This is a genomic window from Vibrio sp. OPT41 (assembly GCF_015163595.1).
Classification (GTDB): Bacteria; Pseudomonadota; Gammaproteobacteria; order Enterobacterales; family Vibrionaceae; genus Vibrio; species Vibrio alginolyticus.
Genome location: NZ_JADDYH010000074.1, coordinates 224353 through 250187, shown reverse-complemented (window position 1 = coordinate 250187; position 25835 = coordinate 224353). Strand labels below are relative to the sequence as shown.

21 protein-coding genes are annotated in these 25835 nt (G+C 45.1%); 12 read left to right on the top strand and 9 right to left on the bottom strand.

The genetic code is table 11. The features are described from left to right. Positions 1 to 135: 135 nt before the first annotated feature. Positions 136 to 750, bottom strand: coding sequence for a transcriptional regulator OpaR (gene opaR / locus IQP38_RS24960; protein ID WP_005379994.1), 615 nt, complete (start codon positions 748 to 750; stop codon positions 136 to 138). 319 nt (positions 751 to 1069) lie between these two features. Here opaR and hpt point away from each other — a divergent pair, with 319 nt between their 5' ends. After that, entirely contained in the window at positions 1070 to 1600 is a 531-nt protein-coding gene (gene hpt, locus IQP38_RS24955; protein ID WP_005379995.1) for a hypoxanthine phosphoribosyltransferase, read from the top strand. Positions 1601 to 1676: 76 nt separating this feature from the next. Here hpt and can read toward each other — a convergent pair whose 3' ends face one another. Then, positions 1677 to 2345: a carbonate dehydratase gene (can, locus tag IQP38_RS24950; protein WP_005379996.1), complete on the bottom strand. Its 669-nt coding sequence runs from the start codon at positions 2343 to 2345 to the stop codon at positions 1677 to 1679. Positions 2346 to 2626: 281 nt separating this feature from the next. Between can and IQP38_RS24945 the strand changes: the two genes are divergently transcribed. The 4 genes from IQP38_RS24945 to IQP38_RS24930 all read left to right on the top strand — a co-directional run bounded on the left by IQP38_RS24945 (position 2627) and on the right by IQP38_RS24930 (position 7293). Continuing rightward, the gene (locus tag IQP38_RS24945) at positions 2627 to 4297 is read left to right on the top strand and encodes a SulP family inorganic anion transporter (RefSeq protein ID WP_005379997.1); all 1671 of its coding nucleotides are present in this window, start codon (positions 2627 to 2629) and stop codon (positions 4295 to 4297) included. Between the two features lie 250 nt (positions 4298 to 4547). Continuing rightward, entirely contained in the window at positions 4548 to 5465 is a 918-nt protein-coding gene (locus tag IQP38_RS24940) for an ABC transporter ATP-binding protein (RefSeq protein WP_005380000.1), read from the top strand. After that, complete coding sequence (locus IQP38_RS24935; protein WP_005386598.1) at positions 5466 to 6236, top strand: ABC transporter permease; 771 nt, start codon at positions 5466 to 5468, stop codon at positions 6234 to 6236. It begins immediately after the preceding gene. Positions 6237 to 6363: 127 nt separating this feature from the next. Further along, complete coding sequence (locus tag IQP38_RS24930) at positions 6364 to 7293, top strand: Kdo(2)-lipid IV(A) acyltransferase (RefSeq protein ID WP_047102654.1); 930 nt, start codon at positions 6364 to 6366, stop codon at positions 7291 to 7293. A 53-nt stretch (positions 7294 to 7346) separates the two neighbouring features. Here IQP38_RS24930 and panC read toward each other — a convergent pair whose 3' ends face one another. The 7 genes from panC to sfsA form a co-directional block, all read right to left on the bottom strand. Continuing rightward, on the bottom strand, positions 7347 to 8252 hold the full coding sequence (gene panC / locus IQP38_RS24925) for a pantoate--beta-alanine ligase (RefSeq protein ID WP_005380005.1): 906 nt from the start codon (positions 8250 to 8252) through the stop codon (positions 7347 to 7349). Between the two features lie 11 nt (positions 8253 to 8263). Continuing rightward, complete coding sequence (gene panB / locus IQP38_RS24920; protein ID WP_005386592.1) at positions 8264 to 9058, bottom strand: 3-methyl-2-oxobutanoate hydroxymethyltransferase; 795 nt, start codon at positions 9056 to 9058, stop codon at positions 8264 to 8266. A 24-nt stretch (positions 9059 to 9082) separates the two neighbouring features. After that, complete coding sequence (gene folK / locus IQP38_RS24915) at positions 9083 to 9568, bottom strand: 2-amino-4-hydroxy-6-hydroxymethyldihydropteridine diphosphokinase (protein WP_017635910.1); 486 nt, start codon at positions 9566 to 9568, stop codon at positions 9083 to 9085. Beyond that, positions 9565 to 10932, bottom strand: coding sequence for a polynucleotide adenylyltransferase PcnB (gene pcnB / locus IQP38_RS24910; RefSeq protein ID WP_005386589.1), 1368 nt, complete (start codon positions 10930 to 10932; stop codon positions 9565 to 9567). Before pcnB ends, folK begins: the two co-directional genes overlap by 4 nt. Before the next feature lie 102 nt (positions 10933 to 11034). After that, on the bottom strand, positions 11035 to 11898 hold the full coding sequence (gluQRS, locus tag IQP38_RS24905) for a tRNA glutamyl-Q(34) synthetase GluQRS (protein ID WP_005386586.1): 864 nt from the start codon (positions 11896 to 11898) through the stop codon (positions 11035 to 11037). Positions 11899 to 11993: 95 nt separating this feature from the next. Continuing rightward, complete coding sequence (gene dksA, locus IQP38_RS24900) at positions 11994 to 12440, bottom strand: RNA polymerase-binding protein DksA (protein ID WP_005386584.1); 447 nt, start codon at positions 12438 to 12440, stop codon at positions 11994 to 11996. Between the two features lie 136 nt (positions 12441 to 12576). Beyond that, positions 12577 to 13293: a DNA/RNA nuclease SfsA gene (gene sfsA, locus IQP38_RS24895; RefSeq protein ID WP_017635909.1), complete on the bottom strand. Its 717-nt coding sequence runs from the start codon at positions 13291 to 13293 to the stop codon at positions 12577 to 12579. A gap of 66 nt (positions 13294 to 13359) precedes the next feature. Here sfsA and hrpB point away from each other — a divergent pair, with 66 nt between their 5' ends. The 7 genes from hrpB to IQP38_RS24860 all read left to right on the top strand — a co-directional run bounded on the left by hrpB (position 13360) and on the right by IQP38_RS24860 (position 25764). Beyond that, positions 13360 to 15828: an ATP-dependent helicase HrpB gene (gene hrpB, locus IQP38_RS24890; RefSeq protein ID WP_193838123.1), complete on the top strand. Its 2469-nt coding sequence runs from the start codon at positions 13360 to 13362 to the stop codon at positions 15826 to 15828. Next, positions 15821 to 18193: a penicillin-binding protein 1B gene (gene mrcB, locus IQP38_RS24885; RefSeq protein ID WP_005380020.1), complete on the top strand. Its 2373-nt coding sequence runs from the start codon at positions 15821 to 15823 to the stop codon at positions 18191 to 18193. The genes hrpB and mrcB overlap by 8 nt, the downstream gene beginning before the upstream one ends. A gap of 122 nt (positions 18194 to 18315) precedes the next feature. Further along, the gene (locus IQP38_RS24880) at positions 18316 to 20646 is read left to right on the top strand and encodes a patatin-like phospholipase family protein (protein ID WP_064376528.1); all 2331 of its coding nucleotides are present in this window, start codon (positions 18316 to 18318) and stop codon (positions 20644 to 20646) included. A 268-nt stretch (positions 20647 to 20914) separates the two neighbouring features. Beyond that, on the top strand, positions 20915 to 23512 hold the full coding sequence (acnB, locus tag IQP38_RS24875) for a bifunctional aconitate hydratase 2/2-methylisocitrate dehydratase (protein WP_005380009.1): 2598 nt from the start codon (positions 20915 to 20917) through the stop codon (positions 23510 to 23512). Positions 23513 to 23611: 99 nt separating this feature from the next. After that, positions 23612 to 23980, top strand: a complete 369-nt coding sequence (locus IQP38_RS24870; RefSeq protein ID WP_017635908.1) for a YacL family protein — start codon at positions 23612 to 23614, stop codon at positions 23978 to 23980. Between the two features lie 188 nt (positions 23981 to 24168). Further along, the gene (locus tag IQP38_RS24865) at positions 24169 to 24507 is read left to right on the top strand and encodes a P-II family nitrogen regulator (protein WP_005386570.1); all 339 of its coding nucleotides are present in this window, start codon (positions 24169 to 24171) and stop codon (positions 24505 to 24507) included. Between the two features lie 27 nt (positions 24508 to 24534). Then, positions 24535 to 25764: an ammonium transporter gene (locus IQP38_RS24860; RefSeq protein ID WP_047102648.1), complete on the top strand. Its 1230-nt coding sequence runs from the start codon at positions 24535 to 24537 to the stop codon at positions 25762 to 25764. Positions 25765 to 25835: the final 71 nt, after the last annotated feature.

The following is a 25835-nucleotide window of genomic DNA, read 5'->3' as shown; positions in this document are numbered from 1 at the left end:
ACTGAATGATAGAAGCCGCTGCATTGCAGCGGTTTTTTTATGCTTGTTATATAGAAATATAAATGTGTGCTTAGCTGACAGCAGACAATAAAAAGCCCACCAAACGGTGGGCTGACATATATTACGAGCTAAGCTTTAGTGTTCACGGTTGTAAATGCAAAGCATATCTAAGTATGAATTCACTAGATGTTTCAGCTCCGCTTCACCTTTAGCGCGGTTCGCTTGGACAAACAGTGAGTAACAAATACCGTGGAACAGGTTTGCCAAGTGTTCTGAATCGTGCTGGTCACACACTTCGCCACGTTCAATTGCTTTAATGAACATGTTTTGTACCAGCAACTGGTTAGTACGGTTAGTTGAAACAAACAATGGCCATACTTCGTCACGTGTTGAAGCACTCCACTCGAACCATACTTTTAGCCAGTGACAATCTTGGCTGACAAGCTCGATCATCGCATTAGTAATATTGGCGATGTTTTCACGTGCATGTAAGTCTAGGTCTATGTTATCCGATAGGAAGTTTGAGAACTGACGTACGACGTGATTGAGAACTTCATCCACCAAGTCTTCGCGTGTAGGGAAGTAGTTAAAAACAGTCGCTACAGAAACTTGAGCAATTTCTGCGATATCTGCGTGACCACCACGACCGATGCCGCGGCGCGCAAATACTTCCAATGCGATTTCCATTAACTGTTGCTTACGCTTAATTGGAGAAAGCCTAGTTCTAGGTCTCTTTGCAATTGAGTCCATATCCATTTTCCTTGCCATTTGAGTTGATATTGGGGGTAACCCCCTAATTGATTATTTTAATAGTTGCTTAAAGCAGTGATGAGTGTAATGGTGCATATGCACAAGGTCAACATCTGTAGAACAATTTATATACAGTAATGTCATTATTATTGATAAATTTAGCTATGAACTTTATAAAACTAAGACCTTCTTCCAAGATTTTTTGGCAACAGGATGCGACTTTCAACCCAATGAACGTGGTGATACACTACACGCCGTAAGATTAGGTGATCGTTTGCGTGCGACTTACCTCAACCCACAAATTTAGATTGAGCACAGTATGAAACATACAATAGAAGTCATGATTTCTGAGCAAGAAGTTCAGGAGCGAGTTCGTGAATTAGGCAAACAAATTACAGAGCGTTATCAAGGTAGTGAAGATCTTGTGTTGGTAGGCTTATTGCGTGGCTCATTTGTATTTATGGCAGACTTGGCACGTGCTATCGAACTGACTCACCAAGTTGATTTTATGACTGCGTCAAGCTACGGCAATACGATGGAAAGCTCACGTGACGTTCGTATCTTGAAAGATTTGGATGATGACATCAAAGGTAAAGACATTCTGCTTGTTGAAGACATCATTGACACTGGTAACACACTAAATAAAATCCGTGAGATTCTTTCGCTACGTGAGCCGAAGTCTATCGCTATTTGTACGCTCCTAGATAAGCCATCTCGTCGTGAAGTGAATGTTCCTGTGGATTGGATTGGTTTCGAAATTCCAGATGAATTTGTCGTTGGGGTGGGTATTGATTACGCGCAGAAATACCGCCACTTACCATACATCGGTAAAGTTGTACCTCAAGAATAATCATTGAGTTCAGCATTAAAAATATAAAAAACGCCCATCTAAGATGGGCGTTTTTCGTTCAACTTTTAGATATGACTTAGCGACAAAGGAGCTTGTTGTCTGTATTTAGAATCGTCGAAAGAGCTTTCTGGTAAGACGCTTCTACGGTTTCCTTAGAGTTAGAACGAATGCCTAAGTACTCTAAGCGACCATCTTCAATTCCGTATACCACACCATGAATTTCAACATCTTGCCCACGCTCCCAAGCGTTTTGCAGGATGGTTGAGTTACCCAAGTTGTACACTTGCTCTGCAACATTAAGCTCGCCTAGTTTATCCGCTCGATCTTGTTGCGGCATTTGATCTAGGTATGTGCGGTGTTTGAAATAGATATCTCTGATATGTAACAGCCAATTATTAATAAGACCTAGCTTAGGGTTATCAATGGCTGCATTTACGCCACCACATCCATAGTGTCCACAGACAATGATGTGTTTAACCTTAAGAACGTCTACGGCGTACTGGACGACAGATAGACAGTTGAGATCAGTATGGATAACTTGGTTTGCAACATTCCGATGAACAAAGAGTTCACCTGAGTATAGCCCGGTTAGTCGCTCGGCAGGAACGCGGCTATCAGAGCAGCCAATCCAAAGAAAATCAGGCTTTTGCCCCTCAGCGAGTTTTGCGAAGTATTCAGGTCGATCAGATTTGATCTCTTGAGACCATTTCGAATTGTTTTCAAATAACTGTTTTATTTCCGGCATTTTGCAAACTACTTCCCTTAAAAGACAAAATCGCTGCTGCTGTTTGTGTGCACATGCAAGCGATCAGTGTTGTAACTATACACAATGTTACAATTTCGATCTCGTTAAATATTCGTCAGATAGGACTCATCTGACTAGTTTTCATTAAGAAAAAAGTAAAATCTGGTGAAACTATTTGTGGTGTGAATTTAGCCTTAATCTATTTATGGTTTAAATTTTCGCCTAGCTCGTTAAAGTAGTGATATTTTACTTTTTAAAATTGAATGCAGGGAAAATCAGCAGTGTTCGGTAGTCGTTTTGAAGATATCAATTTCAAAGGGGATGTATTTGGCGGGGTAACCACGGCGATTATCTCTCTCCCTCTGGCGTTAGCGTTTGGTGTTGCATCCGGAGCCGGGGCTGAGGCCGGCCTTTGGGGGGCAATAATGGTCGGTTTGTTTGCCTCGTTATTTGGTGGTTCTAATACGTTAATATCAGAACCGACAGGGCCAATGACGGTAATCATGACCGCAGTATTAACCAGTATGATGGCGAAATACCCAGAAACGGGCATGGCTATGACTTTCACGGTTGTCATGATGGCTGGCGCGTTCCAAATCCTATTGGGGACATTAAAACTGGGTAAATACGTTACCTTGATGCCTTACAGCGTTATTTCCGGTTTTATGTCTGGCATAGGTGTGATTCTTATCATTCTGCAGTTATCGCCTTTGATGGGGCATGCTGCGCCTTCAGGGGGAGTACTCGGAACGTTATCTGCTTTGCCGGAGACCATTTCTAACCTTAAGTTCAGTGAGTTGTTTTTGGGACTACTGACTTTGGGGATTCTTTTTTTCTTCCCTAAGCAATATCGTAAATACGTTCCTGCACAGCTCGTGGCATTGGTCGCGGTGACTTTATTGTCTGTGATTCTCTTTGATACAGAAGATATTCGTCGTATCGGTGAAATTCCTGCTGGGTTACCTTCTCTCGTCGCCCCTTATATTGACACAGATATGTTTGTCGAGATGGTCATTGATGCATTAGTGCTAGGCACATTAGGTTGTATTGATACTTTGTTAACGGCGGTTATCGGTGACTCATTAACTCGTAAAGAACACGACTCAGATAAAGAGCTGCGAGGTCAAGGGTTAGCTAACATGATCTCAGGCTTGTTTGGTGCGCTGCCGGGGGCGGGGGCTACCATGGGGACGGTAACGAATATCCAAGTTGGGGCTCGTTCGCCATTATCTGGTGTGATTCGTGCACTAATGTTGGCGTTGGTTGTACTGGTTGCTGGCGGATTAACAGAGCCAATCCCGATGGCTGTGTTAGCAGGCATTGCGGTGTATGTTGGCTTTAACATCCTAGACTGGAGCTTTATTCAGAGGGCACATAAGGTAAGCTTTTCCGGAATGGCGGTGATGTATGGCGTTATGTTGCTTACAGTATTCGTTGATCTTATCGTTGCGGTGGGTTTAGGCGTCTTTATCTCGAACATTATCATCATCGAGCGTTTGAGCCGAGAGCAGGCGCGACAAGTAAAAGCGATCAGCGACGCGGATGAAGATGATGTGCCGCTGACTGACAGCGAGCGTGGTTTGTTGGATCGTGCTAATGGTAAAGTGCTGTTCTTTTATCTTTCCGGTCCGATGATCTTTAGTGTTTCTAAAGCCATTTCACGTCAGCACTCTAGTATTTCGGACTATGACGTGATGATTCTCGATCTTACGGATGTACCAATGATTGATGTAACCGTCGGTTTGGCGTTAGAGAATGCGATTAAGGATGCTCTCGATGCCAATTGTGCCGTGTATTTATTATGCCCGAATGAGCGAACACGAGAACAGCTAGAGAAATTCCATGTGATTGACCTTGTCCCGGATGAAAATATGTACCAATTCCGTTACGAAGCATTGAATGCGGCGGTGGCACATGTTGAGGCAGACCAGTATCAGCGCATAACGGCGTAATCATTCTGACAGTTAAAAACGCAACAGTTTCCTGTTGCGTTTTTTTATGCTCTATTTTGTCTTACTTAGAGATAACCTTTACGAGGTAAGGGTTATATTTCCAATATTATCGAAAGGTTTATTTGTAATCATCGTTATTCAACGATAAACTGATGGACCTCCAGTACGATACCCAAGGCGATTTTGTAGTAAACCGCTGCTAAATATGAGTCGGTATTAGTAATCACAAACAAACGGCAATCAAGACCTTATGTACGCATTAGAAATTGAACAATTGCGCAAGACGTATGCAGGTGGCTTTGAGGCGTTAAAAGGTATAAGTCTCCAAGTGAAAAAGGGTGACTTCTACGCGCTTCTGGGTCCCAATGGTGCAGGAAAATCGACCACGATTGGCATCATTTCCTCCTTAGTGAATAAAACCTCCGGAACGACGAAAGTTTTCGGTTATGACATTGATACCGACCTCGAATTGGCCAAGCAGAATTTAGGCTTGGTGCCACAGGAGTTCAACTTCAACCAGTTTGAAACCGTTGAGCAAATTGTGATGCAGCAAGCTGGCTATTACGGTGTGTCTAAAGTATTAGCCAAAGAAAGAGCAGAAAAATACCTGAAAAAATTGGATTTATGGGAAAAACGCCAAGAGCGTGCTCGTAACCTATCCGGTGGGATGAAGCGTCGTTTAATGATCGCAAGAGCTTTGATGCACGAGCCGCAATTACTCATTTTAGATGAACCAACGGCTGGAGTGGATATTGAACTACGCCGCTCAATGTGGGGGTTTCTGAAAGAGATCAACCAAGAGCAAGGAATTACGATTATTTTAACGACACACTACCTAGAAGAAGCGGAGATGCTGTGTCGAAATATCGGCATTATTAATCGTGGTGAGCTGATTGAAAATACCACCATGAAGGCGTTACTAGGTAAGCTAAGCGTCGAGACATTTATCTTGGATATTGAGTCAGAAGTCGAGGTGCCTGAGCTTGAAGGTGTTAATCGACAAAGTATTGTTGATGGCTCTTTAGAGATAGAACTAGATAAGAGCCAAGGATTGAATTCGGTATTCAGTCAGTTAACAGAGCATGGCATTAAAGTTCTCTCAATGCGTAACAAAGCCAACCGACTTGAAGAGTTGTTTGTCAGCATTGTAAGAGAGGGGAGTAATTAAATGTACGGTTTATATTGGACGGCATTTCGCAGCTTGCTGAGCAAAGAAGTCACTCGTTTTACACGTATTTGGGTGCAAACCTTAGTGCCGCCAGCCATTACGATGACGTTGTACTTCATCATTTTCGGCAATCTTATTGGCTCTCGAATTGGTGAGATGAGCGGCTTTAGTTACATGGAGTACATTGTTCCAGGTTTGATCATGATGTCGGTGATCACTAACTCATACTCGAACGTGGCGTCGTCATTCTTTAGTGCAAAGCTACAGAAGAATATTGAAGAACTGCTGGTGGCACCGGTACCAAACTATGTGATTATTGCTGGCTATGTGATGGGCGGCGTGACTCGAGGTTTGTTGGTCGGTGCAATTGTTACTTGTGTGTCACTTTTGTTCGTTGATTTGCAAGTGGAGCACTGGGGCATTATTGTCGCGACTGTCTTCATGACGTCGGTTGTATTTGCTCTCGGTGGCTTGATCAATGCGGTTTACGCAAAAACGTTTGATGATATTTCGATCATCCCTACGTTTGTATTGACTCCTTTAACTTACTTGGGAGGAGTCTTTTATTCGATCAGTCTGCTGCCTGAATTTTGGCAAGGCGTTTCTAAGATCAACCCAATCGTCTACATGGTGAATGCGTTCCGCTACGGCTTTTTAGGTGTCTCGGATGTGGGCATTGTCACTTCATTTAGTGTACTTGCAGTGTTTGTTGTTGCACTGTATGCCATTGCGCATTATCTAGTAACCAAAGGGATTGGGCTAAGAAGCTAAGCCATTCTCATAAAGCAAAGAGCGGCGATTCACGCTGCTCTTTCGCGTGCATAACAATACATACCCATACAATTTTTCGGTTTTTATCATGGTAGGTTTCAATCATTTGTAATAAATGAGTGATCCTATGAATATTGTCCCGCCGCCGCCTTTCTCCTATCAGTTACTTAAGCCCAAATATTGGTCTGTATGGCTGGCATTTGGATCTTTAGCGATTCTTGTTAATGTACTGCCATACGTAGTATTGCGAATCTTAGGTAGAATCATCGGCTGTATTGCGATGCATGTAATGAAGCGCCGACACAAGATCGCTCTGCGTAATCTCCAGCTGTGTTTCCCTGATTTTACGGATTGGCAATGTAAGGACGTAGTACGAAAAAACTTTCAATATACTGGAATGGCGATCATCGAAACCGGTATCGCTTGGTTTTGGCCAGATTGGCGGATACGTCGGATAACCTCTATTGTTGGAAAAGATCGTTTACTCGCTGAGGAAAAGAATGGACGTGGTGTGTTGGTGGTGTGCAGTCACCATTTAAACTTGGAGATAACCGCTCGTATTTTTAGCCAGTTTGCCCAAGGTTATGGCGTTTATCGCCCAAATTCGAATCCTGCTTATGAGTTTATTCAACATCGAGGTCGAACTCGTTTTGGACATCAAATGATTGATCGAAAAGACGTGAAATCAATGCTCAAAGTTCTGAAGAATGGTCATCGACTTTGGTATTTACCCGACCATGATTATGGCGTTAGCCATTCTGTTTTTGCGCCGTTTTTTGCTGTTGAACAAGCGGCGAGTACCGTCGGGTCTAGTGTTCTCATTGATGCAACAAAGTGCGCGGTTATATCTGGCGTTACAGTGAGTAAAAATCACCATTACACGCTGTACATTGGAAAAGACATTAGCGAGCGTTTCGAGAGACGTAATGCGGTTAAAGCGGCAAGCATCTTGAACCAAGAGCTTGAGAAAATGATAAAACGTGATATTCCAGCGTGGATGTGGCTGCACAAGCGGTTTAAAACTCGCCCTGAAGGGTTAGATTGCGTCTATACGTAGAGTATAAAAAAGGTCGACTAAGAGTCGACCTTTTTACTTTTATGACTCAGAGCTTACTCTGCGCTCTCTGAGTTTGTATTGTTAGATTCAGCTTCTTCCTTCGCTTCGACAACCATATCTACCGTTTGGTTATCGATAAGACGAGCTTTGCCTAGGAACGCAGACATCAGAATGACAGCTTGTGTCGTTTCTGGTGTGATCACTTGTAATGTACGAGCATCACGAATGAAGATCTCATCAGGGTGCAGACCTGCAGCTCGAAGTTGGTCGCTTGCATCTTCGATGATCGATGCGTAGTCATCGCGGCCACCGCGAATGGCACTGCTGATCCAACGCATTGTACGAGCAAGTACAGGTGCACGTTGACGCTCGTCCAGCGTAAGCAAGCCATTGCGTGAACTCATTGCTAAACCGTCCATTTCACGTACGGTTGGTACACCGATGATTTCAATGTCCATTGCTAGGTCATCAACCATCTTGCGGATAACAGCAAGTTGTTGGAAGTCCTTCTCGCCGAAGCACGCGACATCCGGTTGTACGATGTTAAACAGCTTATTCACAATCGTCGTCACGCCACGGAAATGACCTGGTCGAGACGCGCCTTCGAGAATTGTTGATAGGCCAGGGACATCGACGAAGGTTTGCTTATCCAGACCTTCAGGGTAGATAACTTCTGGTGTTGGCGTAAATACCACATCGACCCCTTCAGAGGTTAACTTGCTTAAGTCTTCCTCTAGCGTGCGTGGGTAATTATTTAAATCGTCTGCACGATCAAACTGCATCGGATTAACAAAGATGCTTACGACAACGATATCAGCGTATTCGCGTGCTTTACGCACTAAAGTTAAGTGGCCTTCGTGAAGGTTGCCCATGGTAGGGACAAACGCCACTTTACGACCTTCACGTTTAAAGGTTTTAAGGTGTTCACGAACTGCTGAGATTTCCGCAAAAGTTTGCATGCATTTATCCTCTAGGCAATGGTATGAGCGTCGTCTGGGAATACACCGTTGGCTACATCTTCAATGTATTTAGTAACGGCTTTGCGCATATCACCTGTTTCAGCAAGAAAGTTTTTGGAGAATTTCGGCATGTAGTTGGCAGAAATACCAAACATATCATGCATTACGAGAATTTGACCATCTGTTACGTTACCTGCACCAATACCGATAACAGGAACGTCAAGCACTTGCGTAATACGTTCAGCAAGCTCAGCTGGTACGCATTCTAGTAAGACGATTTGAGCGCCTGCTTCTTGCAGCGCTAATGCGTCTTTTACCATGCGGTCTGCTTTTTCTTGATCGCGACCTTGGATTTTGTAACCACCAAAAATATTAACAGCTTGAGGAGTTAAACCAAGATGAGCACAAACTGGAACTGATCGTTCAGTGAGCATTTTCACCGTGTCGACAAGCCAGTCACCACCTTCAATTTTTACCATATTGGCACCAGCACGCATCAGTTTAGCCGCATTTTCGCAAGCTTGCTCTGGGGTGGTGTAGCTCATGAATGGCATGTCTGCCATCAACAAACAATTTGGGCTACCAGCGCGTACGCAACGAGTATGGTAAGCGATATCATCGACCGTTACTGGCAGAGTATCGTTGTGACCTTGCAAAACCATACCTAGAGAATCACCAACAAGAAGTACTGGCATTTCTTGGCTTTCAAACAGTTGGGCAAAGCTCGCATCATAAGCGGTTGAAGTAGCAAATTTACGACCTTCTTGCTTCCACTTGATTAGGTCGTTGATGGTCATTTTTTTCATGGTTTTATCCTTACTAGGAGTTGGCTATGACTGCCAGATACTGAGGCCGTTTCTATCTACTTGTTCCAGTAGTTCAGAGACCTCGGTCCCATCAGGGAGTTGTAAACTTGGTGCAATTTCCGCAAGAGGGTAGAGTACGAATTCACGCTCTTTCATTCCATAATGAGGAACGATCAGCCTCTCGGAATTAATCACCTCATTGCCATAAAGCACAATGTCGAGGTCCAAGGTTCTTGGCCCCCAGCGTTCGTCTTTACGGACACGCCCTTGTTCTTGCTCTATAGCTTGTGTGCAATTGAGCAATTCAATAGGCGTCAAACTGGTGTTAATAGACACAACCGCATTGATGTAATCCGGTTGGTTTTGTGGCCCCATTGGCGTGCTGCTGTATAGCGAAGAAGCTTGAACAAACTCTGATTTAGGCAGCGTTTTTAATGCTTCAATCGCTTGCTTCGCTTGGCTGACAGGATCAGCCAAGTTACTGCCTACCGCAATGTACGCTGTAATCATGATTTGGGCTTACTCTTTTTCTTGCGATAAGTTTTACGGCGGCGCTGGCCTGTTTTCGGTGATTGACCGTCTAAGTCGGCAGCCATTGCTTGACGCATTTCTCGGCCTGCATTTTGAAAAGTTTCCCACCACTTGGCAAGCTTCTGAGTGTCACCACCTTCAATTTCACCGCGCATTTCAAGAAAATCAAAGCCAGCTCTAAATTTATTGAGCTCCATAAGACGGAATGCACGTTTACCGTTACGTCGTGGAAGACGAAGCTGTAACTGCCAAATCTCGCGAATGGTTGCGGTGTGGCGTCTTGGAATGGCAATTGTGCGAACTTGCTCGTCAAGAATGATGTTGCTCGCTTCCATAATGGCGTCGTAATGGCCTAAGTTGCGCTCTTCCATCAGTTCATCGGCTTTCGCACACAGTGGGTACCACAGCATTGCAGCAAACATAAATGCTGGATTGATGCGTTTCCCATCTTCGATGCGCATGTCGGTAGAATCTAGGACAAGATCCAACATCTGCTCAGTGTGAGAGGAGTAATCTTCTGTAAAGTGCGCTGCAATCGTCGGGAATAGTTGCTGGAATAGGTTGTACTCACGCAGTAGGTGGTAGGTTTCTAAGCCATGACCGGATTGCAATAATTTGAGTGACTCTTCAAAAAGACGCGCTGACGGAATGTCACCGAGCAACGGTGCCATGTGTTCGATTGGCGCTGCGGTGTCTTCTTCAATATCAAAGTCTAGTTTTACCGCGAAACGAACCGCACGCAGCATGCGTACAGGGTCTTCACGGTAGCGTGTTTCTGGATCACCAATCAGTCGAATTAGGCGATCTTCTAAATCTTCAATACCACGTGCGTAGTCGTGAATCGAGTAATCTGCGATGTTGTAGTACATCGAGTTAATCGTGAAATCACGGCGCTCAGCATCTTCATCGATGGTGCCGTAGACGTTGTCACGCAGCAGCATACCCTCTTTTGATTGCTGAGAAATGCTCTTATTCTTTTGCTCTTGGTGGTGACCACGGAATGTCGCAACCTCAATGATGTCTCGGCCAAACATAATATGAGCCAAGCGGAAGCGGCGACCAATCAAACGGCAGTTACGAAATAGCTGTTTGATCTGTTCCGGCGTTGCGTTGGTCGCAATGTCAAAATCTTTTGGTTTTTGTCCAAGCAGTAAGTCTCGAACCCCGCCACCCACAAGAAAAGCATCGAAACCAGCACCATTTAGGCGGTACAGTACCTTCAGCGCATTATCACTGATCTGCTTACGCGAAATGTTGTGCTCTTCACGAGTTATTACATTGAGAGCGAGCTCTGGAATTGTGGCAGGTTCGCTTGGTGTATAGTCGTTTGTATTCATGTGCATCTGGCAATCACTGGGTTTAATCCAATCTTGCTTTGGTTAGTTTTATACGCCTCTAGGGCCTAATTTGCGGCTAATGATAGCCTACACAATGCCATTTGAGAATCACGGTGTGATCTCGATCTCTGCTGGAAGCTGTTCCAACCGCCAGTTTTCGCAGCCCCAACGAAGAATATCTTCTATGTTGGCCGCCCTTACGGTTTCAGGTATCTCGAAACCTAAAAATGTCATGGCGCGCAATAGAGTAGGTTTTGGTGTATCTATATCAATAGCCGTCGCGTGATTTTGTTTCGACAATTTATTGCCGTTGTTGTCCATCGCCAATGGTAAATGTAAGTAGCTAACTTCAGGCTGACCAAGTATTTGGTACAGGCTAATTTGACGCCCTGTCGGCTCGATTAAGTCTGCACCTCGCACGACTTCTGTGACGCCTTGGTCGATGTCGTCCAATACTACCGCAAGATTATAAGCAAATAATCCATCTCGACGTTTAATAATGAAATCTTCATTAACGAGTTGCTCTGGAATCGTAATGGTTCCCCGCTTTTGGTCGAGGAAATGAGCGACAGGCTTGGTCATTTTTAGGCGAATCGCGCCGTCTTTCAAGTTTTTATCGCGGCAAGTGCCAGGATAAAAACCGCCATGCTCTTTAATTTGCTTACGAGTACATTGGCAATAATAGGCTTCCCCATTTTCGAGCCATTTGTTTATTTGAGCTTGGTAAAGGTCGTGACGTTCGCTCTGGTATACCACTTCTCCATCCCAATGCAGCTGATAGGCCTTGAGTGCCTCTAGGATAAGTTGCGCTGCACCTGGCATTTCTCTTGGTGGGTCTAAGTCCTCAATACGTACTAACCAAGCTCCGTTTTGTGCTTTCGCTTGAAAATAACTGCCAAGAGCGGCAATCAGTGAACCAAAATGCAGTGGACCAGAAGGAGATGGGGCGAATCGACCTACATAGCGTGTCATGCGTGTATCTCGAATTTAGTAAACAAATAGGGTGCGAAGATAGCCAAAACAAAAAGGGAGCCTGAGCTCCCTTCAACAATCATAATGCTGGGTGATTAACCTTGCATTTGCTTCTCTTTGATTTCTGCAAGTGTTTTACAGTCAATACAAAGGTCAGCGGTTGGACGTGCTTCAAGACGGCGAACGCCAATCTCTACGCCACAAGACTCACAGAAGCCAAAATCGTCTTCTTTGATTTTATCCAAAGTCTTTTCAATCTTCTTGATCAAACGGCGTTCGCGGTCACGGTTACGCAGTTCTAGGCTGAACTCTTCCTCTTGAGAGGCGCGGTCAACTGGATCTGGGAAGTTTGCTGCTTCGTCCTGCATGTGGTGAACAGTACGATCCACTTCAGCTCTTAGCTGGTCGCGCCAAGCTGTTAAGATTTTCGTAAAGTGTTCAACCTGCTCTGGTGACATGTACTCTTCACCAGGTTTTTCCTGATATGGCTCCACGCCGGCAATGGCTAGGATGCCTATCGTTTTCTTCTTTGATTCTGGCATACAGCATCTCCTACTTACACCTAGTCAACTGCTACGCAGTCAATTTAAGGCGGGTATCTATAGCAAAAAGAGGCGGTGCAAGCAAATACTGAATCGCAAAGTTATCGTCAATGTGAAGACGACATCATTTTTTCTCTTAATTGATAAAATCAATAGCGGAAATCAGCTTCATTCCAGTATCGCTCAGTTCAGCTTTGTAGCAGAGAACTTCCACTCCAGCGTCTTGTGCTTGTTTGAGTAATAGTGAATATTTCGCGTCTATATGGTGCGCCGCGGATACTTTTTCAATACCTGAATGTAAAACAGTGAATAAAAGTATGGCTCTACTTCCATTTTGTGCCATTTCTGTGAGCTCTCTCAGGTGTTTTTGTCCCCGAGTCGTGACCGCATCTGGGAAGTATCCTTGTCCAGTAGAGTCGGTCTCATCAAGAAGAGTGACGCTTTTCACTTCTATATAGCACTTTGGCTTGTCGTCTGCGCTGAGCAAGATATCAATTCGGCTATTTTCATTGCCGTATTTCACCTCAGTTTGAAGTGTGTCATAACCACAAAGCTCTGAAATGACATTATTTTCAATAGCCTCTACGGCTAATTGATTGGCACGCGCGGTGTTGATACAAATACGGTGGCCTTGTTCGGTCTCACTCAACTCCCAACTATTGGGGTATTTTCGTTTCGGGTTGTCGGAAGTAGAAAACCAAACCTTGTTTCCGGGCGTTGCACAACCCGTCATTGCACCTGTATTTGCGCAGTGGATTGTACGGATTTCACCAGTATCGAGCTCGATATCGGCAAGAAAGCGTTTATAACGTTTGAGTAGAGTGGCGGACTCTAAAGCGGGTGTGAAATGCATTTGCTTATTTAGACAAAAAATTTTTTATGTACAATGTTGCCACCATTACACCATAAGGTATTTCCTTTGTCACAATTGCCGATTGAAGCCGTGATGCCTGAGTTGCTGACGGCGGTCAAAAATCAACATCAAGTGATCTTAAAAGCGGCGCCTGGTGCCGGTAAGTCGACTTACTTCCCTTTGCAGTTACTCTTAAATCATTCGGTTGCTGGAAAAATCATCATGCTTGAGCCAAGACGACTCGCGGCGCGTAACATTGCCCGTTATCTTGCTGAGCAATTGGGAGAACAAGTTGGTCAACGCGTGGGTTATCGAGTTCGTGGCGAGGCAAAGGTAAGTTCTGCAACGCAGCTGGAGATCGTGACCGAAGGGATCATGACCAGGATGATCCAAACTGACCCTGAACTGGATGGGGTTGATCTACTGATCTTTGATGAGTTTCATGAACGCAGCATTCATGCCGATACCGCTTTGGCATTCAGTTTAGAAGTTCAAGAGGCATTGCGAGACGATCTCAAGCTGGTGGTAATGTCGGCAACGCTTGACCAACAAGCATTACAATCGTTGTTGCCAGAAGCCAGTTACATTGAATCTGAAGGGCGCAGCTTTGATGTGGCAATGCGCTACCAGCCGTTAGGTGTGAACGAGCATTTACCTACGAGTATGGCAAAAACAATAGAAAGTCTTATGAACAAAGAGTCTGGATCTTTGTTAGCTTTCCTACCGGGTGTTGGTGCCATAAAACAAGTTGAAGAGCGGTTGTCTCATTTAGCGGATGATATCGACGTATGCCCACTTTATGGTCAACTGAGCTTTGCAGATCAACAAAAAGCGATTACGCCAGCAGAACAAGGTAAGCGTAAAGTCGTTCTAGCGACCAACATTGCAGAAACTTCACTAACGATTGAAGGCATTCGCCTCGTCGTTGATTCTGGGTTAGAGCGTGTTGCCCGCTTTGATTTGAAAAACGGTTTAACACGCTTAGAGCAAACACGCATTGCACAGTCTTCAGCGATTCAGCGTGCAGGACGAGCGGGACGAATAGAAGAGGGCATTTGTGTTCGTCTTTATTCTGAAAGCCAGTTCAAGCAGCAACCGCTGGTTCCCCAACCCGAAATTTTGCATTCCGATTTGGCTAGTTTAGTTATGGAGCTTGCCTTTTGGGGAGCGAGTGATATCCACGATCTAAAGTGGCTTGATGTTCCAGCTAATGCGTCATTGGAACAAGCGAAGCAGCTATTGGTGTCATTGGGACTACTGACGGAAAAAGGGCAATTAACGTCCGAAGGAAAACAGGCGCATGAACTAGGCGTTGAGCCTCGTGCGGCTGCGATGCTAATTAAAGCGCAATCTTACAGTGATAAGATGTTAAATGCTGCTTTGGCGGCGGTCGCACTGATTGAAGAGCCAGAGAGGAGTGTTACCAATATCGCTCATAGCTTGCATCGTTGGCTTGTTGGTACTCATCCAAAAAAGTCGATGTTGTTCAAGCGTGCTCAATCTCTAGCGTACAAATTGGATACGGTATTTGACCTGAAAGGCGTGGATGAAGATGCATTACCGCTGGTGTTAAGTTTGGCATTTCCAGATCGCATTGCGCAGCAGCGCACAAATCAATTTGGGCGATTTACTTTGGCTAATGGTCATGGTGCAGAATGTCATCAGGAAGACATGCTAGGTGGCTGTGAGTATTTGGTTGCCGTTGACTTAATGCGTTCTCATTCTAATTCAAGTCAAATTCATTCGGCATGTGAATTGGATGTCAATATATTGCGAACGACCTTTGATACGCTATTTTCGTCTGAAGAAGTAGTGGACTGGGATGAAAAAAGAGGCCGTCTAATAGCTGAGCGACAAACAAAACTCGGTCTGCTGGTCGTTGAACGCGAGCCGTTGCCAAGCCCGGGCAAAGAAAAAATGACACAAGCTTTACTCACGTATGTCCGCCGCCAGGGCTTACAGAGTCTAAACTGGACACCGGCAGCGGAGAGCTTGTTGGCTCGGATTCGTTGTGCGGTGGAATGGTTACCTGAGCAGTCATGGCCAGTGTTTGATGAAGCCAGTTTGCTGGATTCATTAGAGGAGTGGTTAGAACCATACATGACGTCTGTCAGCTCGGTTAAAGACCTGAGCAAGATAAACTTGGTCGAAGCGCTTAATGCTCTATTAGGTTGGCCACTCAATCAACAACTGGATGAATGGTTACCTGAGCATTACCAACTACCCACAGGTTCAAAGAAGCGTATCCGTTACCAATATGGCCACGAGCCGATATTATCGGTGCGTATGCAAGAAGTATTTGGGGAGAGTGGTTCCCCAACGGTAGCTCTTGGCCGCAAGCGTTTGGTGCTTGAACTGCTTTCACCGGCACAACGTCCATTGCAAGTAACGTCGGACTTGGCGGCTTTCTGGAACGGAAGCTACAAAGACGTTCAAAAAGAGATGAAAGGGCGCTACCCAAAACACGTTTGGCCAGATGATCCTGCCAATCATGTAGCAACAACGAAAACAAAAAGACAATTGAATAATGACTGACAGCAAGAAGCCTAGCGCGAAAAAAGCGCCAGCGAAGAAAAGTACAACCAATAAAGGAACCGCAAAACAGACTCGACGTACGCCGAGTAAAAAGCCGACTAACGAGAAACGTTCGTGGTTGAAAGTTCTGTGGTCGTTTAGCTGGAAAGCTGGCGTTGCACTTGCCGCTGTTTTGCTGTTTGTTGGGATTTACTTAGATAGTGTGGTGAAAGAACGCTTTGAAGGTCAGCTGTTTGAGCTGCCAACGGTGGTTTATGCCCGTATCTTGAATCTAAGCCCTGGTGAGAATATCACCATCCAAGAACTGCGCAACGAGCTAGATGTGTTGAATTACCGTAAAGTGAGTCAACCTCGTTACCCAGGCGAATATTCCTCTTCTTCCACTCGGATTGAATTGATTCGTCGTCCATTCGAGTTTGCCGATGGTCCCGAGCCGGATCGTCACATTATGCTGCATTTCTCTGATTCCGGCTTGCAACGTATTCAGTCTTTAGAATCTCGAGGAGACCTTGGTTACTTGCGCTTAGAACCGAAGATGTTGGGCATGCTGGAGAAAGACCGTGATGAACAGCGCCTTTTCTTACGTCGTGATCAGTTCCCTGAAATTTTGGTGGATGCACTGCTTGCGACCGAAGACCGGGATTTTTATCAACATGACGGGGTGTCACCGCTCGCGATTGCACGTGCATTGGTTGCGAACATTAAGGCGGGTCGTACTGTTCAAGGTGGTAGTACGCTGACTCAGCAATTGGCAAAAAACCTGTTTTTGACTCGTGATAAAACACTGTGGCGTAAAGTTCGAGAAGCGTATATCGCGCTAATTTTGGATTACCGTTACAGCAAAGATCGTATCTTAGAAGCCTACCTAAACGAAGTGTACCTAGGTCAAAGTGGAGGTGAAGCGATCCACGGGTTTGGCTTGGCGTCGCGTTACTATTTTGGGCAGCCAATTCAGGAGTTGCGAATCGATCAGCTGGCGATGTTAGTTGGGATGGTAAAAGGACCGTCTTACTACAACCCAATTCGTTACCCTGAGAGAACGAAAGAGCGTCGTGATCTCGTTCTGCGCCTGTTAATGCAGCAAAACATGTTGACTTCAGAGCAGTATGAACAAGCTGTAAGTCGTCCACTCGATACGCAAAGCAAGCCACGTATTGCGAGCCGTCAGCCAGCTTATTTCCAACAATTGAGTATTGAATTAAAAGAAAAAGTTGGGGAGCGATTTAAGGCAGAGACCGGACTGCGCGTATTTACGTCTCTGGACCCAGTATCGCAAAGCAAAATGGAACAAGCTATCGCGAAAAAGATCCCAGAACTAGCTAAACGGGGTGGTAAAGAGTTAGAAGCCGCTGCTGTGGCCGTTGATCGCCATAGTGGTGAAATCCGTGCGATGGTTGGTGGTAAACGTGTCGGTTATGAAGGCTTTAACCGAGCGCTCAATGCCAGTCGTCCAATTGGTTCTTTAGTGAAACCAGCGATTTACTTAACGGCTCTAGAACAACCGGATAAATACAACCTAGGCACGACGCTACACGACACGCCGTTAAGTCTGAAGAGCAGTAAAGGTAACGTGTGGACGCCGCGCAACTACGATAGAAAATATCGTGGTGATGTGCCACTTTACATTGCTTTAGCGAAATCACTTAACGTACCAACCGTGCGCTTAGGTATGGCACTTGGCATTCCTGAAGTGTCCAATACTTTAGAGCGTTTGGGCGTGAACAAAGACGAAATTCGCCCAGTGCCTTCGATGTTTTTGGGTTCGTTTTCTTTGACGCCATTCGAAGTTGCACAGATGTATCAGACTCTGACGAATTCAGGTAAGCGTGCAAAACTGACCGCTCTGCGCTCAGTCATGGATATGGAAGGTAATGTGCTGTATCAATCCTTGCCTCGTTCATCAAGAGCCGTGGATGAACAAGCTGCATGGCTAACGACCTACGCGATGAAACAAGGGGTTGCTCAAGGCACTGGCCGCTTCTTACAAAGCCAGTTTGGTTGGGCTGCATTGGCAGGAAAAACGGGTACCAGTAATGACAACCGCGATAGTTGGTTTGTCGGTGTTGATGGTCGTGAGGTGACGACAATTTGGCTAGGCCGCGACGATAATAAACCCGTGAATCTAACGGGGTCGAGTGGTGCATTACGAGTGTACGCAGAGTACTTGAAGCAGCGTATTCCTGAGCGCTTAGAGCTCCCATGGCCAAGAGAAATCACCACATTAGGGTTCAAGCCTACATCTGATGGAGGTTTAGAAATGAACTGCCGTAGTGATTACAAACTGCCGGTTTGGGATAAAACCGGTCAGATAAAGCAACAGTGTGAGAAGAAATCAAACTGGTTAAATAGCATATTTGATTGGTAGCATCGCCAAATCAACAACATTAGCTTGTTTATCTGATTAATTCTTAGTACATATTAGGGCGTGTTAGTACAGTACTGCTAGCACGCCCTACTTGATCAGATATTCAATAAAGGAAGAAGTGAATGTTCAAAAAGCTGTTATCAAGCCCATCGGTTCGCAACTTTGCGCTTTGGGTTAGTACCTTTTTGATGATCACTCCTTCTGTTTCCCTCGCAAACTCTCTAACAAAAACGGATGACTTGGAACCTCGACCAAAGGTGGCGGTTGTGCTCGCTGGTGGAGGAGCGAAAGGGGCGGCACACATTGGGGTTTTAAAAGCATTGGAAGAAATGCAGATCCCTGTCGATATTGTGACCGGTACCAGTATGGGCGCCTATGTGGGTGGGCTTTATGCCACGGGTATGAGTGCTGATGAAATCGAGAGTTTTATCTACACCGTCGATTGGGGCAGCGGTTATCGAGATCGTGTTGACCGTAGCCAACGTCGAGTTCGTGACAAAGAGTATGAAGACCGCTATCAAATTAATACCGATCTCGGCTTAAGGTTCGGTGAGGTACGAGCACCAACGGGTGTGGTGCAAGGCCAGAACATGTTGCGAGTATTGCGTGAGACTACAGGGAACTTAGGGCGATTCGATTCTTTTGATGATCTTGCCATTCCTTATCGTTCTGTTGCGACTGATATTCTTGCCCTAGAAGAAGTCGTACTGGGCAATGGTTACCTTGTGGACGCCATGATGGCTAGCATGTCTGTACCAGGAGCGCTTCCTCCCTATAAGCTCAATGGCCATATGCTTGTTGATGGCGGCGTCGTCAATAACATGCCTGTCGATGTGGCTCGCGCCATGGGGGCTGATGTCGTTATTGCCGTCGATATTAGCACCGACTACAAAACCGAAGATGAATTTACGGGGCTGTTTACTGTCGCGGACCAACTCTCTAACTATCTCGTTCGTCGTAGTACACAACAGCAAGTGGACGAGCTTGAACCTCAAGATATCTATATTCGTCCCAATGTGGGCACCATGGAAACCGTCGAGTTCGACAAAATGCCTTGGGCTTTTCAAGCTGGGTACGATATTACCAAGCAATTAAAAGACAAGCTGAAAGAGTTACGCTTGTCCAACGCGGACTATCAAAAATACATCGACCGCAAACAAGAAGTTCGTAAAACTCTGATTTATGGCGATCAGCGTGTGGTTGATGACATTGTGATTGTAAATAACACGCACTACAGCGATGTGTTGTTGACGAATCGTATTGAATTAGAAACCGGACGTCGTATTTCAACGGCCGAAATTGAGAAAGCCGTTGAAAACCTCTACGCGTTAGATCGGTTCGAGCTCATCACTTATCACTTTGAAGAGGTTGATGGTGAGACATTGTTGGTTTTTGATGTTAACGAGAAGTCGTGGGGGCCTAATTATCTCAACTTCCGATTTTTTCTTGAAGATGACTTCGATACAGATAGCCAGTACGGCATAGGGATATCAACCAACTTTACCAACTTGAACTCTCATGGCGCGGAGTTGGCGTTCAACGTAGAAATGGGCACGGATAAGCTGATTGAAGCTGAGTTGTATTCCCCTGTTTTATCTAGCCAAGAACTTTTTGTATCGGGGCGTATTTCCTATGGCAGTGAGAGCCGAAACTTACCTTTAACAGAGCCTCAAGCACCAGATTTAGAGTCAGTAAATGACTTTTTTCCGGTCACTTACGATGATTTTACAACAGAGGTAGCGATAGGTATCCAACCCACATTGTGGCAAGAACTTCGATTTGGCGCTCGCTACTCAACCGGAGATATTGAGCTTTCTACTTTGGCTTCTGCTGGTAAATTGGATTTTGAACGTCGTGGCCTGTTTGCCAATTATCGCCTAGATACACTCGATGATTTCGCATTTCCGACTCGTGGGCTTTTAGTCGATCTCGAATATTTAGTGTCTCATGATCAAAGTCCTCAGGGCGTTAGCCTTTTAGAAACTGACAAAATTATTGAAGATACCGTTTATGAAATCTCTGCACGATTTAAAGGTGCAGTGAGTCATCAGCGTCATACTTTAGTCGGACATGCTGAATATAGTTTTGTAGAGAGTAAAAACTCATCTTTACCGCTTGATCCCAGAGAGTTGGGCGGCTTTTTAAGTCTATCTGGAATCCCAAGAAATAGCCTGATCGGACAGAACTTATTTTTCAGCAGTTTGGTGTACCGATATAAGTGGTTTGATAATGATTTCGGATTGTTTGAAGCTCCAGTCTACCTGGGCGCATCGGTCGAATATGGCGGTGTTTGGTCTGATAATGATCTGAAACTAAACGAAGCGCCGCTTTACAATGCTGGCTCCATCTTCTTTGGTGTTGACTCACCAATAGGACCAATAATGTTGGCATACGGTCGTACCGAGCAAGATTTGGATGCAGTGTATTTGATCGTAGGAACATCGTTTAATTAATCGGGTATGAGAAAGCAAAAACTTGGCATATTTGGTCAAAATTAGCAGAACTTTAGTCGTAAGTTGCTATGTTGGTCAAAATGATAAGATTTTAATTTAAGGTTAAATTTGCTATTATTTTGCCCACAGTTTGGCCTCTACGGCGCTGTTTCTCAATCATAATTGAATGAAAACAAGGGCAATGGAGAGCCAAGTTTCCAAGGATGTTCACTCCTTTACTTTAACAATAGTAATAATAGAGGAGGAACCGCAATGAGAGGAAAAAGTCGTGCTTGAAGCCTACCGTAAACACGTCGAAGAGCGTGCTGCTGAAGGAGTTGTTCCTAAACCGCTAGACGCAGAACAAGTTGCTGGACTTGTAGAACTTCTGAAAAATCCCCCGCAAGGTGAAGAAGAAGTCATTCTTGACCTACTTGAAAACCGTATCCCTCCAGGTGTTGATGAAGCTGCTTATGTAAAAGCGGGTTTCCTAACAGCAGTAGCAAAAGGTGAAGTTAAATCACCATTAGTGAGTCGTGAAAAAGCGGCTGAACTGCTAGGCACTATGCAAGGTGGTTACAACATCGAACCGCTAGTTGAGCTATTGGATGATGAAGCACTGGCAGAGATCGCAGTAAAAGCGCTGTCTCATACGCTGCTGATGTTTGATGCTTTCTATGACGTAGAAGAGAAAGCGAAAGCAGGCAATGCGCATGCACAGAAAGTACTTCAATCATGGGCTGATGCTGAGTGGTTCCTTTCTAAGCCTAAGCTTGAAGAAAAAGTCACTCTAACCGTATTTAAAGTAACAGGTGAAACGAACACGGATGACCTTTCACCTGCACCTGACGCTTGGTCTCGCCCTGATATTCCAGTACACGCACTGGCGATGCTTAAAAACGAGCGTGAAGGAATAAACCCTGATCAACCGGGTACTATTGGCCCGATCAAGCAAATTGAAGAGTTAAAAGACAAAGGTCATCAATTGGTTTACGTTGGTGATGTTGTTGGTACTGGCTCTTCACGTAAATCGGCAACCAACTCAGTGCTTTGGTTTATGGGTGATGATATCCCTTACGTTCCAAACAAACGAGCTGGTGGGTATGTGCTTGGTGGCAAAATTGCCCCTATCTTCTTTAACACAATGGAAGATGCTGGCGCACTACCAATTGAAGTTGACGTAACTAAGCTCAACATGGGCGATGTTATCGATGTTTACCCATATGAAGGTAAAGTTTGCAACCACGAAACTGGTGAGGTTCTAGCTGAGTTCTCGCTAAAAACAGAAGTACTGATTGATGAAGTTCGTGCTGGTGGTCGTATCCCATTGATCATCGGTCGTGGTTTGACAGACAAAGCGCGCCAGTCTCTAGGTCTTGAGCCTTCGGACGTATTCCGTAAACCTGGTGAAATCGCAGATTCTGGCAAGGGTTACACGCTTGCACAGAAAATGGTTGGTAAAGCGTGTGGCGTAGAAGGCATTCGCCCTGGTACCTACTGTGAGCCGAAAATGACGACAGTAGGTTCGCAAGATACTACTGGCCCTATGACTCGTGATGAACTTAAAGACTTGGCGTGTCTCGGCTTCTCTGCTGATCTTGTCATGCAGTCTTTCTGTCACACATCGGCTTATCCAAAACCAGTAGACGTTAACACTCACCATACACTTCCGGACTTTATTATGAACCGCGGTGGTGTATCTCTTCGTCCTGGTGACGGTATTATCCACTCATGGCTGAACCGTATGCTACTGCCGGATACTGTTGGTACGGGTGGTGACTCACATACTCGTTTCCCTCTGGGTATTTCATTCCCAGCTGGCTCGGGCTTGGTTGCCTTTGCAGCTGCGACAGGCGTTATGCCGCTAGACATGCCAGAGTCAATCTTGGTTCGTTTTAAAGGTGAAATGCAACCGGGTATTACACTGCGTGATCTTGTTCATGCCATCCCTTACTACGCGATTCAGCAAGGGCTACTAACGGTAGAAAAAGCGGGCAAGATCAACGAATTTTCTGGCCGTATCCTTGAGATTGAAGGCTTAGAAACGCTAACGGTTGAGCAAGCATTTGAGCTTTCTGATGCATCTGCAGAGCGTTCTGCGGCAGGTTGTACTGTGAAATTGTCTCAAGAGTCGATCGAAGAGTACTTAAACTCTAACATCGTGATGCTGAAGTGGATGATCTCTGAAGGCTACGGTGATCGCCGTACTATCGAGCGCCGCATTACTGCAATGCAAGAGTGGCTAGCAAACCCTGAGCTGATGCAAGCAGATAAAGACGCTGAATACGCACATGTGATTGAAATCGATATGGCTGAAATCAATGAGCCAGTACTATGTGCACCGAATGACCCAGATGACGCTCGTTTGTTGTCTGAAGTACAAGGCACAGCGATTGATGAAGTGTTCATCGGCTCTTGTATGACGAACATCGGTCACTTCCGCGCAGCAGGTAAATTGCTTGATAAGTTCAATGGCCAGTTAGCAACGCGCCTTTGGGTAGCGCCACCAACAAAGATGGATAAAGACCAACTGATTGAAGAAGGCTACTACGGTATCTTCGGACGTGCAGGGGTGCGTATTGAAACGCCAGGGTGTTCACTTTGTATGGGTAACCAAGCGCGTGTTGCAGATAAATCAACAGTAATGTCGACTTCAACGCGTAACTTCCCGAACCGTCTGGGTACTGGTGCGAATGTTTACCTGTCGTCAGCTGAGCTAGCTGCAGTAGGTGCAATTCTAGGTAAGATTCCAACCAAAGAAGAATACCTAGAATACGCGAAGCAAATCGACGCTACGGCAACGGATACATACCGCTACTTGAACTTCCATAAAATGGATCAATACACCAAGAAAGCGGACGAAGTGATCTTCCAAGAACCGGCATAATCAGAAATGCACAATTCGAAAGCACCTCATATGAGGTGCTTTTTTTATGGGAGCAATTCGCTATACTCGCACCAAATTGATACGAAATAGGCAATCTCGGTGGAATTTGAATTCATTCGTAACACGTTGATGGGCGAGTACTACGTAAAATGTAGCATGGGACATGAGATTGTAGGGCGCTGGTTGCAAGAAGAAATTGGCAAAGATCCGATGAAGATTGCACAGGTTGAAAAGCTAATTGAGCGGTCATTTTCAGCGCCTTCTCAGGAGCATAACCTAACAGGCACGGAAATTAGCTTGATGATTCAGGGCGACGAAGTTCTTGTACAAGAAAACGCATTAGCCCATGAATATGATGTCGAGATGGAAAGTGAGTTCGACTTCTACAATGCAGAAAGTACAGCAAGTTGTGGGATAGAGGATTTCATGGCACTTATCGAACAGTGGAAAGACTTTTTGAACATTTAATGCACAGTTTTGGGTAACTTCTCTGCCGTTGCTTTAAATTTGTGAAAAGGGCGCACCGATATGGTGCGCCCTTTTTGTTTATAGATATGTAAATTGAGGTTAGTTTTTATTATTCAATAACTTAAAAACTTGGCACGTAGATTGGATTATAAGAAGTGTTTCAGGATGAAAGCTTCGGAGATAACTCAATGAAAATAATCAATGCCATTATTAAGCCGTTTAAATTAGACGATGTACGAGAAGCATTGGCTGATGTCGGTATCGAAGGGATGACAGTATCAGAAGTTAAAGGGTTCGGTCGTCAAAAAGGTCACACGGAATTGTATCGCGGTGCAGAGTATCAAGTCGATTTTCTACCAAAGGTGAAAATTGAAATCGCGACTCACGCAGACAATGTAGATCGCGTTGTTGAAGCAATTACAAAAGCTGCGCAAACCGGAAAAATCGGCGACGGTAAAATTTTTGTTTACGATCTGAACCAAGCGGTGCGTATCCGAACTGGCGAAATGGACGCAGAAGCACTTTAAGAATTCAAAGGATTGGAGATACTTATTATGGAATTAGCAACAACAGTAACCGAGTTACGTTACGCACTTGACACCTTTTTCTTCCTCATTTCCGGTGCGTTGGTAATGTGGATGGCAGCAGGCTTTGCGATGCTAGAGGCTGGCCTTGTGCGCTCTAAAAACACAACAGAAATTCTTACGAAGAACATCTGTTTGTACGCCATCGCATGTACGATGTTTTTGATTGTCGGTTATAACATCATGTATGTCGATAATGGAGAAGGAGGCTGGTTACCTTCATTTGGTACGCTAATTGGTACTCAAGGTGAAGGGGCCGACCACTCTTTAGAGTCTGACTTCTTCTTCCAAGTTGTCTTCGTTGCAACTGCTATGTCCGTCGTTTCTGGTGCGGTAGCTGAGCGCATGAAGCTTTGGTCTTTCTTGATTTTCTCTGCGATTTTAACTGCGTTTATCTATCCAATGGAAGGTTACTGGACATGGGGTGGAGGCTTCCTAGCAGAAGCTGGATTTAGTGACTTTGCGGGGTCTGGTATCGTACATATGGCAGGTGCTTCTGCTGCTCTTGCTGGTGTGTTACTGCTTGGCGCGCGTAAGGGTAAGTACGGTAAAAATGGTGAAATCTATCCGATTCCAGGTTCTAACATGCCTTTGGCAACGTTGGGTACTTTTATCCTTTGGTTTGGCTGGTTTGGATTTAACGGTGGTTCTCAGTTGATGGTTTCAGATTTTGAGAATGCTACAGCGGTAGGTCAGATCTTTCTAAACACTAACGCAGCAGCGGCTGCTGGTGCAATTGCGGCGCTATTCGTTTGTAAAACTACTTGGGGTAAAGCCGATTTAACGATGATCCTCAATGGCGCGCTAGCTGGCTTGGTTGCCATCACTGCAGACCCTCTATCGCCATCACCACTGTACGCGGTTGCGATTGGTGCGGTGTCGGGTGCACTAGTAGTATTCAGTATCATTGCTCTAGATAAACTTAAAATTGACGATCCAGTAGGTGCTATCTCAGTTCACGGTGTGTGTGGTTTCTTCGGCCTAATGGTAGTGCCACTGAGCAACGGTGATGCAACGTTTGGTGCACAGCTTTTAGGTGCCGTAGTTATCTTTGCTTGGGTATTTGGTGCTAGCCTAGTTGTGTGGGCAATCTTGAAAGCGACCGTTGGGATTCGCGTTACAGAAGATGAAGAAATGGAAGGTATGGACATGCATGATTGTGGTGTTGGTGCTTACCCAGAGTTTGTTACGGTGAAATAATCATTAGCTTGTAATAAATGGTTACACACTTAACACAATAAAACCTGCTCCGATGAGCAGGTTTTTTAATA

Bases quoted from the DNA above. Each gene is read 5' to 3' on its own strand.
- hpt (WP_005379995.1), top strand. From the start codon at position 1,070: ATGAAACATACAATAGAAGTCATGATTTCTGAGCAAGAAGTTCAGGAG.
- gluQRS (WP_005386586.1), bottom strand. From the start codon at position 11,898: ATGACACGCTATGTAGGTCGATTCGCCCCATCTCCTTCTGGTCCACTG.
- IQP38_RS24865 (WP_005386570.1), top strand. From the start codon at position 24,169: ATGAAAATAATCAATGCCATTATTAAGCCGTTTAAATTAGACGATGTA.
- IQP38_RS24860 (WP_047102648.1), top strand. From the start codon at position 24,535: ATGGAATTAGCAACAACAGTAACCGAGTTACGTTACGCACTTGACACC.
- pcnB (WP_005386589.1), bottom strand. From the start codon at position 10,932: ATGCACATGAATACAAACGACTATACACCAAGCGAACCTGCCACAATT.
- folK (WP_017635910.1), bottom strand. From the start codon at position 9,568: ATGATTACAGCGTACATTGCGGTAGGCAGTAACTTGGCTGATCCTGTC.
- IQP38_RS24935 (WP_005386598.1), top strand. From the start codon at position 5,466: ATGTACGGTTTATATTGGACGGCATTTCGCAGCTTGCTGAGCAAAGAA.
- sfsA (WP_017635909.1), bottom strand. From the start codon at position 13,293: ATGCATTTCACACCCGCTTTAGAGTCCGCCACTCTACTCAAACGTTAT.
- panB (WP_005386592.1), bottom strand. From the start codon at position 9,058: ATGAAAAAAATGACCATCAACGACCTAATCAAGTGGAAGCAAGAAGGT.
- IQP38_RS24940 (WP_005380000.1), top strand. From the start codon at position 4,548: ATGTACGCATTAGAAATTGAACAATTGCGCAAGACGTATGCAGGTGGC.
- opaR (WP_005379994.1), bottom strand. From the start codon at position 750: ATGGACTCAATTGCAAAGAGACCTAGAACTAGGCTTTCTCCAATTAAG.
- panC (WP_005380005.1), bottom strand. From the start codon at position 8,252: ATGCAAACTTTTGCGGAAATCTCAGCAGTTCGTGAACACCTTAAAACC.
- mrcB (WP_005380020.1), top strand. From the start codon at position 15,821: ATGACTGACAGCAAGAAGCCTAGCGCGAAAAAAGCGCCAGCGAAGAAA.
- can (WP_005379996.1), bottom strand. From the start codon at position 2,345: ATGCCGGAAATAAAACAGTTATTTGAAAACAATTCGAAATGGTCTCAA.
- dksA (WP_005386584.1), bottom strand. From the start codon at position 12,440: ATGCCAGAATCAAAGAAGAAAACGATAGGCATCCTAGCCATTGCCGGC.
- IQP38_RS24930 (WP_047102654.1), top strand. From the start codon at position 6,364: ATGAATATTGTCCCGCCGCCGCCTTTCTCCTATCAGTTACTTAAGCCC.
- IQP38_RS24880 (WP_064376528.1), top strand. From the start codon at position 18,316: ATGTTCAAAAAGCTGTTATCAAGCCCATCGGTTCGCAACTTTGCGCTT.